10 protein-coding genes are annotated in these 11,792 nt (G+C 71.7%); 1 reads left to right on the forward strand and 9 read right to left on the reverse strand.

Going from position 1 to position 11,792, the window contains the following annotated elements:
* Positions 1-4: 4 nt before the first annotated feature.
* The 9 genes from ACIBI9_RS52370 to ACIBI9_RS52410 all read right to left on the reverse strand — a co-directional run bounded on the left by ACIBI9_RS52370 (position 5) and on the right by ACIBI9_RS52410 (position 10,650).
* The gene (locus ACIBI9_RS52370; protein WP_397234868.1) at positions 5-1,048 is read right to left on the reverse strand and encodes a radical SAM protein; all 1,044 of its coding nucleotides are present in this window, start codon (positions 1,046-1,048) and stop codon (positions 5-7) included.
* Positions 1,045-2,826 (reverse strand): ABC transporter ATP-binding protein, encoded by a 1,782-nt coding sequence (locus ACIBI9_RS52375; RefSeq protein ID WP_397234870.1) that lies wholly within the window; start codon positions 2,824-2,826, stop codon positions 1,045-1,047. Before ACIBI9_RS52375 ends, ACIBI9_RS52370 begins: the two co-directional genes overlap by 4 nt.
* Positions 2,808-4,568 (reverse strand): ABC transporter ATP-binding protein, encoded by a 1,761-nt coding sequence (locus ACIBI9_RS52380; protein WP_397234872.1) that lies wholly within the window; start codon positions 4,566-4,568, stop codon positions 2,808-2,810. Before ACIBI9_RS52380 ends, ACIBI9_RS52375 begins: the two co-directional genes overlap by 19 nt.
* A gap of 64 nt (positions 4,569-4,632) precedes the next feature.
* The gene (locus ACIBI9_RS52385; RefSeq protein WP_363978582.1) at positions 4,633-4,767 is read right to left on the reverse strand and encodes an ALQxL family class IV lanthipeptide; all 135 of its coding nucleotides are present in this window, start codon (positions 4,765-4,767) and stop codon (positions 4,633-4,635) included.
* Positions 4,767-4,886: an ALQxL family class IV lanthipeptide gene (locus tag ACIBI9_RS52390; protein WP_397234875.1), complete on the reverse strand. Its 120-nt coding sequence runs from the start codon at positions 4,884-4,886 to the stop codon at positions 4,767-4,769. Before ACIBI9_RS52390 ends, ACIBI9_RS52385 begins: the two co-directional genes overlap by 1 nt.
* A 33-nt stretch (positions 4,887-4,919) precedes the next feature.
* Positions 4,920-5,039, reverse strand: coding sequence for an ALQxL family class IV lanthipeptide (locus ACIBI9_RS52395; protein ID WP_397234877.1), 120 nt, complete (start codon positions 5,037-5,039; stop codon positions 4,920-4,922).
* Between the two features lie 89 nt (positions 5,040-5,128).
* Complete coding sequence (locus ACIBI9_RS52400; RefSeq protein ID WP_397234879.1) at positions 5,129-6,910, reverse strand: prolyl oligopeptidase family serine peptidase; 1,782 nt, start codon at positions 6,908-6,910, stop codon at positions 5,129-5,131.
* Positions 6,907-9,597 carry a class IV lanthionine synthetase LanL gene (gene lanL, locus ACIBI9_RS52405; RefSeq protein WP_397234881.1) on the reverse strand — a complete coding sequence of 897 codons (2,691 nt, stop codon included), beginning with the start codon at positions 9,595-9,597 and terminating at the stop codon, positions 6,907-6,909. The genes ACIBI9_RS52400 and lanL overlap by 4 nt, the downstream gene beginning before the upstream one ends.
* Positions 9,598-9,867: 270 nt before the next feature.
* A complete protein-coding gene (locus tag ACIBI9_RS52410; protein ID WP_397234883.1) occupies positions 9,868-10,650 on the reverse strand; it encodes a M23 family metallopeptidase in 783 nt (260 codons plus the stop codon).
* Positions 10,651-11,132: 482 nt separating this feature from the next.
* On the opposite strand from ACIBI9_RS52410, the gene ACIBI9_RS52415 reads away from it, so the two are divergent.
* Entirely contained in the window at positions 11,133-11,792 is a 660-nt protein-coding gene (locus ACIBI9_RS52415) for a hypothetical protein (RefSeq protein ID WP_397234885.1), read from the forward strand.

Consider the following 11,792-nt stretch of genomic DNA (forward strand, 5'->3'; position numbering starts at 1 on the left):
CCTGTTACCTCGCGGCCGGTGACAGGAGCAGCGGACGGCGGTCGATGCGGTGGCGGACCTCGTCGGTGCCGAAGTGGTAGTCGATGCGCCGGGTCGCCTCGGCCCAGTCCTCCATCGAGCGGACCGCCGACAGGGCCTCCACCACCACCGGGTCGCTCCACCTTTCCACGGCGCGCTTCCACAGCGTGCCAGGGTCCTCGGTGAGCAGGCTGCCGACGGTGCCCTCGTAGATCGGCATCGCGCGCACCTCGCCGTCCGGCTCCACCTGCAGCATCGGGAAACCGTACCGGCTCAGGGCGTTCGGATGCATCATCAGGACCATGTTGTCCGCCGCCGCCACCTGCACCGTGCGGGGCGCGAGGGAACGCAGCCGTTCGACGTGCTCGCCGCTCACCAGCGTGCGCAGCTGGTCGAAGCCCAGCAGCTCCTGCTCGGCGAACCCCGGCCTGCTCGCGAGCCCGGACGGCACCGCCGCGGCGAAGGTGAGGAAGCGCAGGTACGGGAAGCGAGGGGCGACCGTGCGGCAGAACTCCTCCATCTGGTGGAGGTTGGAGCGCAGGACCGCGTAGTCGACCCCGAACTCGACCGGGTCGAGGCCGTTCGCCACCCGCTCCCCCGAGAGGTCGTTCAGCAGGGCCAGCGCGTTCATCGCCCGGTCGAACGAACCGGCCCGCCCGCGGATCCGGTCGTGCACCTCGGCGTCGGCCCCGTCGACGCTCACGGTGATCCGGGAGAAGACCCGGGTCACCTCTTCGGCCGAGCGGCGGTCGAGCGTCCATCCGCCGGTGTAGACGTTGACGCCCACCCCCGCTTCGCGGATCCGCCCGGCGACCTCGGTGATGCCTCTGACCAGCAGCGGCTCCCCGCCGGCGAACTCCACCGCCTGCGGGCGGAAGGAGACGATCGCGTCGGCGACCTTGAGCATCTCGTCGTGGTTCAGCTGCCGGGCCGGCCGCCTGCCCGACTCGGAGTAGCAGTGCACGCATCGCAGCGGGCAGGCGTAGGTGACGTCCCAGACGACGTCGCTGGGCCCGTTCGGGGTGCTCATGGCGTGGTCCTCTTCTCGTTCGTGTGATGCCAGTGGCCGACCAGGTCGGCGTACAAGGGTGATCGGGTGAGCAGTTCGGGATGCGTTCCGGCGGTCGTGGTGCTGCCGTCCATCAGCAGGACGCGCCGTGCTCTCATGGCGGAGCTGATGCGATGCGCGATGACGACGAGCGTGCCGCCGCGTCCGGCGAACGCCTCCTCGGCGCGCTGCTCGGCGGCCGGGTCGAGGTGGCAGGTGGCCTCGTCCAGCACGACGATCCGGGCGGGCGAGGCGTGGACGCGGGCCAGGGCGATGAGCTGCTTCTCCCCGGCGGAGAGCGAGGAGGGCTCCTCGATGACGGCGTCGAGCCCGCCGAGCCGTTCGACCAGCGGCAGCGCGCCCACGGCGGCGGCCGCCGCCCGCAGCTGCGCGTCGGTGCCCGCGCCGAGGTAGGCCAGGTTCTCGCGGACGCTTCCGGCGAAGACGTACGCCTCCTGGGGCACGAGTGCGATCAGGGTCCGCAGGCGGTGTTCCGGGGTCTCGTCGAGCGGGAGCCCGCCGAGCAGGATCCGGCCGCCGGTCGGCGGCAGGAGCCCCGTCAGCAGCATCGACAGGGTGGACTTGCCGGCGCCGCTCGGGCCGACCACGGCCAGGTGCTCCCCTTCGGAGATCGTGAGGTCGAGCTCGTGTACGACCGGTGTCGCCTCGGGCGCGTAGCCGAAGGTCAGCCGTTCGGCGTCGAGCCGGTGCCCGAGCGGGCCGGGCCCGGTCCCGGCCCGCGGGGAGCCCGCCGGTACGGTGACGGACTCGGCGATCCTGCGCAGCGAGACGGCGAGGGCCACTCCCCACCCGCCGACCGTGCTGATGAGCATGCGCAACGCCGGGTCGAGCCCGGTGGCCAGGTAGGTCACCGCGCCGATGACCTCTCCCACGCTCAGGTGGCCGCCGTCCACCAGCGGACGGGCGGCGATCAGCAGGACGAGCAGCGGGACGTGGACGCCGAGCGTGACGATCAGCCGCCGGCCGGTGCCCGCCCAGGCCATGGACATGGTGGCCGCCACCTGCGCGGAGACGGCGGTGTCCACCGTCGCGCGGGCCTGGTCGTGAGCTCCGCAGGCGGCGACGTCGCGCAGTCCGGACAGGATAGGGGTGGCCTCGGCCGTGAGCCGCTCGTCGGCCAGGATCAGCGCACGTTGCCGGCTCGCCAGCGTACGCAGCAGCCAGGCGAACACGGCCAGGGCCAGCACCACCGGCCCCACGGCGATGGCTGCCGCCGGCGGAGAGAGGGCCAGCAGCCCCACCAGCGCGGCGATCAACGACATGCCGAGCTGGCGGGTGCTGCGCAGCAGGGCGGACACCAGGTTCCGCACCGTTTCCACCTGCCCGGTGAGCCGGTTGACGGCGGCGGTGTCGGGTGGTTCGGCGCCGCCGGCGGCGCGGGTCACCGTGGCGGTGACCACGGCTCGTACGAGGTCGTCGCGCAGCGGCTCGACGACCTTGGCCAGGACGGGGAGCGTCAACCGGGTGGCCACGGCCTTGAGCGACATCACCGCGGCCAGCAGCCCGAGCAGGGCGAGTCCGGTCCCCGGCCGCCCCGCCAGAAACCCGCGGTCGACGGCGGCGGCGACGAGCAGCCCGGACAGCAGCGTCGGAGCCGATTCGACGGCGGACAGGGCCAGGGCGGCGGCCAGCGGGCGCTTGCGCGGCCGGAGCAGGGCCAGCAGCAGGCGCGGCGCGCTGAGCGTGCGCGGCCCCGCGAGCGGCCTGAGCGCCGGACGGGTCAGCGAAGCACCGGACACGCCTCCTCCTTTCCACTGGTTTCCTCGGCGGCGAACAGGGCGCGGTAGGCCGGGTCGTTCCAGAGCTCCCGGTGCGTGCCCCGAGCGCTGATCCGCCCGTTCTCGAGCCAGACGACCAGGTCGGCGTGGGCGGCGGTGGCCGCCCGGTGCGCGATGACCAGGCGGGTGCGTCCGCGCATCCCGTCCACGAGGGTGCGGGTCACCTGAGCCTCGGTCGCGGTGTCGAGGCTGGAGGTGGCGTCGTCGAGCACGGTAAGCCGGGCACGCCGTACGAGTGCTCGGGCCAGGCCGAGGCGCTGGAGTTCGCCGCCGGACAGCGGCGCGCCCGCGGCCGGGGTGCCGTACCCCTGGGGGAGCCGGCGGATGACGTCGTCGACGCGGGCGGAGGCGGCGGCCTCCTGTACGGCCGCGCGACCGGTCCCGGGCCGCCCGTAGGCGATGGCCGAGGCGAGGTCACCGCCGAGGAGCGCGGGACGTTCGAAGGCGTACGCGACGACGTCGCGCAGCGAATCGGGGGCGATCTCGGCCAGGGGCCGGCCGTCGAGCAGCACCTGCCCGCGGTCGGGGTCCAGCAGCCTGCCCGCCACCATGGCCAGCGTCGTCTTGCCCGCGCCGGACGGCCCGACGACCGCGGTCAGCGATCCTGCGGGGAGTTCCAGGTCGAGCTCGTCGAGCAGCCGGGCGCCGTCCCGCGTGACGGTGACGCCGCGGAACGACAACGTGCCGGGGCCTTCGGGGGCCGGGCGCGTACCGGGGACCTGCGTGGGCAGGGCGAGCACCTGCGAGACCCGCCGCGCCGCCGAGCGGGCCTGCGCCACGCTCATCACCGCGTCGACGTGTTCGATGAACGACAGGCCCAGCGTGGCGTACCCGGCCACGGCCAGCAGCTGCCCGGGTTCGAGGCGGCCGGCCACGACGCCGAGGCCCGCCACGGCGAGGACCGCCACCTCCATGAGCGGCAGCACCAGGCCGATCCGCCACCCGCCACGGGCCTGTGCTCGCCACAGGGCGTGCCCGGTCGCGGACAGTTCGGGCAGCGGGGTGAGCACGCGGGCGATCTCCCGGTCGGCGGTGCCGGAGGCACGCACGGTACGGATGCCCGCCAGGGTGTCGGTAAGCCGTGCCGCCAGCCGGCCCTGCGTCTCCTGGTAGCGGTCGTACAGCCCGGACATCCGGGAGACGAACATGAGGATGATGAGGAGCGCGACGGGCAGGCCGGCCACGAAGGCCAGCCCGGTCCGCCAGTCGATGATGAAGAGCGCGGTGATGCCGCCTGCCGCGGTGAGGAGCCCGGCGGCGGTGTCCAGCAGGGCGAGCGGGACCTGCCCGGCGCCCGCGGTGTTGCTCACGAGCCGGTTGGCCAGCTCCCCGGTCGGGAACCGGCGGGCTTCGCCGACGCCGAGGCGCAGGATGTGGCCGGTGAGCCGCAGGCGGAGCGCGGAGGTCGCCGAGGCGTTGGCCGCGGCGCCCGCGACGTGGCACACCAGGTCGGCGACTGTCATGACGGCCAGGATCAGGCCCAGCCGCGCCGCCGCGGCGAGCACGTCCTCATCCGCGAGCACCCTGTCGACCGCGGCGGCCAGCAGGGCGGGCATGGCCAGTGTCGCGGCCGAGGCGACGGCGGTCGCGACGGTGACCACCGCCAGCGGTCGCCAGGCGCGCCGTGCGAGAGAGGCGAGCAGGCGGTCGCCGTGCTTGTGCGTCACCCGTTCCCCGGCGATGCCTGCCACGGGATCTGACATCCTTCCTCTCCTCTCTCGACGGACGCGGTGGGTCACCGCCGGCGGCGGTGACCCGGGGATTTCACTAGGACAGGCTGAGGGTGATGAAACAGGTCTCATCGCCCTCGCACGTCACGCCGAAGCAGCTGAGCGTGCAGGGGTACAGCCAGGACTCTTCTGCGGCCGGGAGCATGTCCAGGGCCTTGATGTCGATCTCCATCAGACGGTGATCCAGCAGCTGTCGTTCTTGCACGAGATGAAGCACGTGATGACGCAGGGGAACAGCGAGTTCTCCTCGGCGGCCGGCAGCATGTCGAGAGCCTTGATGTCGATTTCCATGGTGTTCTCTCCTTCGGTAATGGGGATTTTTCGTCAGATGGTGACCCAGCAGCTGTCCTTGCAGGTCTTGACCTCGCAGGTGATGAGGCAGGGCCACAGCGAGGACTCCTCGGCGGCGGGGAGCATGTCGAGAGCCTTGATGTCGATCTCCATGGCGTTCTCCTTTCTTGTGTCGTGCCGCTCGTTTCGAGGCGGCATGGGATGCCGGCCCGCATCGACGGGCCGGAGTCTGTGAGCGTCCGCTAGGCGGTGACGGACCTGCCGCTCAGGAAGTCGATGAGCAGGCCGGTGACCAGATGTCCGTCGCCGGAGGCCAGCGGGTCGTGGTCGGCCACGGGGATCTCCAGGTAGACCGGTGGCACCGGGTGACCGGCGGCCAGGAGGCGGCGGTGCAGGCGCCGGGAGTGAGCGACCGGGATGATCGAGTCCTGCAGGCCGTGGATGATCATTATGGGCAGGCGCATGCGATCCGCCAGCCGGCCCAGGTCGCGCGGGCCGAGCTCGTCGTCCGGCTCCGCGCAGCCGCCGAGCCGATCGAGCAGCGTGCGTACGCGCTGTCCCCCGTCCTGGTACAGTTCCCGGCCGGACAGGAACGGCGCGATGACCGCGGCCCGGGTCCACAGGTCCGGCTCCGCGGCGGCGGCCAGCAGGGCCAGGTAGGCGCCGTAGCTGATGCCGTACAGCATGGGCCGTTGCCGGCCGGGGCCACGCGCGTCGGCCAGCGTGCGCCCCAGCTGGAGGATGTCCGCGAGGTCGGGACCGCCCCACACGCCGTGGATCGCGTCGCGGTGGGCGGCGCCGTAGCCGGTGCTCCCCCGCTGGTTGGGTGCGACCACGGCCATGCCCGCCGCGGCCATCCGCTGGAACAGCGGATCGAACCCGAAGGGCCAGGCGGCTTCCGGGCCACCGTGCAGGGCCAGCACGACCTGCTCGCTCGCCACGGGGTCGCCGTACACGATGGCCTCGACGGGTCCGGCCGGGCCCCGGTAGTCCACCGTACGAGCCGGGGCCCAGCCGCCCGGGTGCTCCTCGGCGGCGGCCCGCGCCCGGGGCCGGAGCGGATCGGGCAGGGTGACCACGCCGAGCGGACGGTCCGGCGTGCTGTGCAGCAGGTGCAGCCCGCCAGTGGTCCAGCGCGCCAGCTGCTGCAACGTCCCGGCCGGCAGCTCGGCCTCGATGCCGGTGTCCGCCACGAGGTCGTGCAGCAGCAGGTCGGAGCGGCTGCGGCGGACGACCGACAGGGCCAGGTGCCGTCCGTCCGGGTCCAGGGTCAGCGGTGCGACGGTGCCCTCGATGCGGTTCAGCCGCTCGGGGAACGCCGTCGGAGCCGGGTCGTCGCGGTGCCGGACGCCGAGTCGGAACGTTCCATCGCGTTGTGCCGCGGTCAGCAGCACACCGGTGCGCGGCGCGGCCATCAGCAGGTGCTCGCCGTTCGCCAGCCCTTCGAGTGACGTCAGAAGGCCGGTGGCGAGGTCGAGGACGAGCGTGCCACCGGTGCCCGGCTCGGGGCGGGCCAGCGCGAGCCGCCGGCCGTCCTCGTCGAGCCAGACTCCCCCGGCGACCGCACCGGCCAGCCTGGCGACCTGCTCGGGAGCCTCGGCACGTCCTGACACGCGCCACACCGTGGTGCGCCCGTCCTCGCCGCTCTCGAACAGCAGGGCGGCGGTGCCCGGCGCGACACCGGCGACGAGCCTGAGCCCTCCGCTGCGCGGGGTGAGCAGTTCGTACTCCTCGGCCGGCGTGCCGTCCGGGCCGGGGACGGCGAGCAGCAACCGCGCCGACCCCTTGCCGTGGCGGCACAGCAGCACGTCGCCGTCTCCGGTCGGGAGCGGGAGCGTCCAGGAGGTCTCGCCGTCGCGGGTGGGTGACAGGCGGGGCCGCGGCGCGGGACCGGTGAGGTCCCACAGTTCCGGCATGAGCCGGTCACGGCCGTACGCGGCCAGGCAGGTGGCGTAGCGCCCGTTGCCGGAGAACCGGAAGCTGATCCGCCTGAGCTCCGTGGGCAGGGTGGTGACGGTGCTCATCGCGCGATCACCTCGGTGGAGACCATCCACGGGCGGGGGCCGCCGTGGCGCAGCCGCAGCAGGAAGGCGAGCACGCCGGCCAGCCCGGTGTTCCACCCGAACGTCACCTCAAGGGCGTTCTCGTCGGGCACCACGAGCAGCCCGTCGCGCACGATGGCGCGTGTCCACAGGACGGCGGCCAGTTCCTCGGCCTGCTCGTGGTAGATCGGATCGTCGGCCAGCTCCGCCAGGTCCAGCAGGAACTGCCCGTCCCCGGCCAGGCCGTGGCAGGCCGCGGTGCCGGAGCGCAGCCGGTGGCCGTGCACCGCCCTGGCGGCCGCCCGGGCCACCTCCAGCGCGTCCCAGTCGCCGGTGACCGTGTGCAGGCGAACCAGGAACGTCCCGATCCCCGAGGAGCCGTTGCACCAGTGGGGCATCTTCGCCCCACCGTGCGGGCCCTCCCCCCACCAGGCCGCCTCACCGTGGTAGTCGACCGCGTCCAGCAGGGTACGGCCCGCGGCGACGGCGGTCTCCAGGCAGTCCTCGCGCCCGAGCGCGACGCCGGCGGCCAGCAGGTACGCGCCGATCCCGGCGACGCCGTGGGCGAAGCCGTAGTGGACGACGCCCGCCAGCGCGGAGTCGAAATCCTTGGGGATGGGCCACAGGACCGTGTCGGGGGTGCGCTGCGCGACCTTGAGCAGCTCGTCGGCGCAGTCGCTCGCCCGGTCGCGGAACCTCGTGTCGCCGGTGGCGTTCCACAGGTGCAGCAGCGCCGTCCCGGTCCCGGCCAGGCCGTGACAGATGTCCGGGTTCGGCCAGCTGACCGGCAGGTCGAGGGCGAGGTCCAGGCCCGCCGTGCGTATGTCGTGGTCGTCGAGCGCCTTGCCCGCCTCGTACAGGGCCCAGGCCATGCCGGCCCGGCCGAAGTACAGCCCCGGTGAGGGGCGGCGCTCGCTCGCGAGGCGCTGGATCATCCAGTTCGCGCCGTCGCGCAGGGCGGTCGTGAGCGATTCCTGAGGGAAGGTCCCCGCCAGGGAGGCCATCAGCTGGAGCACGCCGGCCGCGCCGTACTGCACGCCGCAGGGGTCGGCGTTGGCGCCGAACCCGGTGCTGGGCCACAACCGTGCGGCGGCGTCCCCGTCCAAGGTGCGCAGGGTGTACGCCAGCCCGTCCTGGAGTAACCGGTCCTGGTCGGCCGTGGCCAGCCGGTAACCGTCCCCCGCCTCCAGCCCGGTGGTCAGGCCGTCCAGGAACGTACGGACCCTGGCCAGCTCCCACCGCCGGGCGGGATCCTCCGCCATCAGCCCCAAGATCATGGGAGCCAGCTCGGTGGCCACGGGATCGCCGGCGACGGCCACGTCGACCAGCGTGCGAACCCGGGAGTCCCACGGTCTGGCGTGCTCGTCCTGATCCTTGACCAGCATCGGCTGGCAGGAGGTCACCAGGTAGAACACCGTCGCGCCCAGGGCGTACAGGTCCACTTCGAGGCCGGGGCAGGGCCCGAGTGCGGGGGAATTCTCCTGCTCCGGCGGCGCGTAGCCGGGAGTGTGGGTGCGTCCGACCAGAGTGCCGGGCATCGCCGCGGTCTCCAGGTCGATCAGCCGGCAGTCGCCGTCCTCGGTGACGATGATGTTGTTCGGGGTCAGGTCGCGCACGATGTAGCCGCGCCCGTGGACCGTCGCCACCAGGTCGACCAGGCGCCTCACAAGGCCCAGCACCGTTTCGCGCCAGCGCGGGTCCGGACCTTCGGCGCCGCGCTCGCCGGCCCAGACGGTGAGCACGGTCCCCTCGATGCGCTCCTGGACCAGGAACAGGTTGTCGTCCTTGTCGAACAGCGTCACCTTGCGCGCCGTGACGCCGAGCGGCCCGAACAGGTCGAGCATCCGCCCTTCGTGGCGCAGCGCGTCCCGCTCGTCACGTCCGTTCAGCCTGGCGCCCACATGCGGCCGGGCCTGCTTGACGATCATGTTCCCGCCGGTGTCGCGGTCCTCGGCCAGGAAGACCCCGCCCTTGGCGTTGTGCCGTACGGCCTGGCGCACCACGAACCGGTCGGCCAGCAGCACCGCCTGCGGCGCGGCCACCCGTACCGGAGCCTTGCCCGACTCGAAGGGGCAGGGCGCCCACGGGGGCGGCGAGTACCAGGCGTTGCGCTTGTCGGTCACGAGGGTGCCGTCGGGGGCGGCCAGCTGCGAGGCGTAGGAGCCGTCGTTGTCCAGCACGGAGGGCGCCGAGAACACCCCGTAGCGGTAGTGGACCAGGCTGCCCGGCTTGTACGCGCGATCGGACAGGATGGGCGGCCCGGGCAGGCCCAGGGTGGCCGCGTGCAACTCCTCGGCGATCGCGGTCGCCGCCCGGTCGTCGGACGGGTAGACGGTGATGAACTTGCCCACCGACCCGCGGTCCTGCTCCCTGGCCACCAGGCCGGACAGTTCGGCCAGCGTCGCGGCGAACTTGAACGAGCAGCGGTGCCGCGCCAGCACCTCGACCGCGCGCGCCAGCACCACCGGAGCGGACAGCGGCGTCGCCGAGACGTGCAGCTTCCAGCCCTGCGCCCTGTTCTCCGCGCCCACCGGAGTCACGTACGTCCACGGCTTGCGGGTGCGGACCTCCCAGGCGTCCTCTTCCTTCGCCGCCTGCTCACCGGTCGCCGCCCGGCCGGCTCGCGCCAAGGCCGCTTTGGCGACATCCCCCAACACGTGCTGATCCACGCCGAACCCCCCTGAATCCACTGAGTGATCAGCGCGGGCCGGGGCCATCGGCTGATCGACATCAGGTATAGGCGTGGCGACTTGTAGCCATCTTGGACAGGAGTTGGAACCTGTTGGGCGTCGTCTTGCCGGAACCTCCCCACCCGCCCGCTCACCTGCCAGAACGTCCTGTCAGCCGATAGCGTGATCAGGTGGACAACGATGCGATGCCGTGAACAACGCCAATGGCCACCCCCCGCGATCGGGGAGTGGCCATTGACGTCGTGCTTTCTAATCGCAGTGTTCGAAGCCACTGGTGTAGGAGCTGCTGCCGACCGAGCCGCCCCACTTGACGCACTGTCCGGCCGCGTCGCGCCTGACGGGACCCGCGTAGTAGTCGTAGCTACCCGAGTCGGTCGTCCTGCTTTCTCCTTGCGGCTCCAGGAAGGCCGACGCCGCCGACGCCGAGCCGAGGTTCGTCGACTTCAGCGTCACGACGCAGTTGTAGCCGTTGCCCGAGTTGTAGAGCAGGTACGTGCGGCCACCCGTGAGAGCGGCCGAGTCGATGACCGAGTAACCGCTGCCGCAGACCTCTTCAGGGGTGTAGGGGTTGCTGCTGCCGCAGGCGTTGGTGCTCGTGATGGCCTTCTTCTGGCCCAGGGACACGGTCACGCCGTCCACGGTCGGGCTGGTGTCCATCGCGCCGGTGGAGGTCCGCTGTTCGTAGTGCAGGTGCGGCGCGTTCGAGCCGCCCGTCGAGCCGACGGTCCCGATCACGGTGCCCTGGCTGACGGTCAACGAGCCGCCGGCCGACCTCACCATGCTCGCCAGGTGGGCGTAGCGGGTCCGGGTGCCGTCACTGTGCCGGACCTCTATCCACTTGCCGTAGCTGGTGCTTCCCGCGTCGTAGAAGTACGCGGTGCCCCCAGCGGTGGCACGCACCGTTTCGCCGTTGATGTCGTCGCCCCCGTAGTCCTGCCAGTCGATAGAACCCGACGGGTTGTGGGCGGGGGTCCCGGTCCAGTTGTTGGCGTAGAAGGTCTTACCGCAGTTGAACGGGCTCTTGTGAGACACAGCCAGGACGCTGGCGTCCTGCGCTGAGGCGGCCTGGGGAATCAGCGCTGCCGCGACGGTGACCAACAGGGCAGTGATCGCGGGTCTGAGGGCCTTCGGCCAGGTCGGCCTGCCGATTGTGGGCATGCTCACCTCTCTGAACAGGTGCGTATTGGGGGGATACGGTTGGGCACCCGGTTCCAAATGATGTCGATGAGCCGCCTTGGGGGCGCATTTCGACATCTCGCCGCCCGTGGGGGAGGGCGGGTCGATCATGAAGATATCCCTGAAAGTTCTCTTCATCAATCTCTACGGACATGAAATTTTGCGGCTCTTCAACCTGCCGTCAAGTACATGTCAAAACCGCAGCCCACTTCGGCTTAAGCCAATAAAGAGCCTATTTTATGTACACCCGAAATTATAGATTTTGGTATACAGAGTAGGACCCTCGTTCACGGGCCCCGCGTACGATGATCGGCCGGCACCCCGGTTGGATGAGGCGCATGACTGCTCATGACGTCGCCCGACTTCTCCCCGAGGTCCCCGTGCTCCGTGACTTCTGCCGGTCCGTGGCTGTGCTGGAGGCCATCCTGAGCCCCGACTGGGCCGGCCGCCGCCACTCCTTCGACGCCGGTTGGGCCCCAGGGGAGGAGATGGCGTCCATGCGGAACGGCTCCGGAGACGAATACTCCATCGTCTTCGTGGCGGGCGGCGCGTACCTGCGAGGTTTCGACCACGAGGCGGCGATGAGTCCCTACGGGAACGACGGGCCGTGGCCGGGCGTGCTCGACTCGGTTCCCGATGTCTTCCGCCGGTGCGTGGAGGAGCCCGCGTTCCGTGACGAGGACGGCATGCCCGTCGTGACCGCCTGTCTGTGGCGGGAGGCCGGCGACGACGCCTGGCGGGTGGGCGAGATCGACTATCCGGACGGCGTGCGCGACCCTGACGGGTCGGGCTATCTGTTCGCGCTGCTCATGGACCCGTCGCCGGAGGGGTTCCGGCGGTTCGCCGAGGACTATTACGAAATTTCCCTGGACCTCGACGCGATACGGCACGTCCATGCCCTCCGCCCGCTGACGCAGGCGGTCGTCACCGCGTTGAACGCCGACCTCACGCTGAAGGATCTCGCCGAGGACCTCGCGGAAGCCCGGTATCCGTCCTGA

The sequence above is a fragment of the Nonomuraea sp. NPDC050451 genome, from assembly GCF_044458585.1.

Bases quoted from the DNA above. Each gene is read 5' to 3' on its own strand.
- ACIBI9_RS52385 (WP_363978582.1), bottom strand. From the start codon at position 4,767: ATGGAGATCGACATCAAGGCCCTGGACATGCTCCCGGCCGCAGAAGAG.
- ACIBI9_RS52380 (WP_397234872.1), bottom strand. From the start codon at position 4,568: ATGTCAGATCCCGTGGCAGGCATCGCCGGGGAACGGGTGACGCACAAG.
- ACIBI9_RS52390 (WP_397234875.1), bottom strand. From the start codon at position 4,886: ATGGAAATCGACATCAAGGCTCTCGACATGCTGCCGGCCGCCGAGGAG.
- ACIBI9_RS52370 (WP_397234868.1), bottom strand. From the start codon at position 1,048: ATGAGCACCCCGAACGGGCCCAGCGACGTCGTCTGGGACGTCACCTAC.
- ACIBI9_RS52400 (WP_397234879.1), bottom strand. From the start codon at position 6,910: ATGAGCACCGTCACCACCCTGCCCACGGAGCTCAGGCGGATCAGCTTC.
- ACIBI9_RS52415 (WP_397234885.1), top strand. From the start codon at position 11,133: ATGACTGCTCATGACGTCGCCCGACTTCTCCCCGAGGTCCCCGTGCTC.
- ACIBI9_RS52395 (WP_397234877.1), bottom strand. From the start codon at position 5,039: ATGGAGATCGACATCAAGGCTCTCGACATGCTCCCCGCCGCCGAGGAG.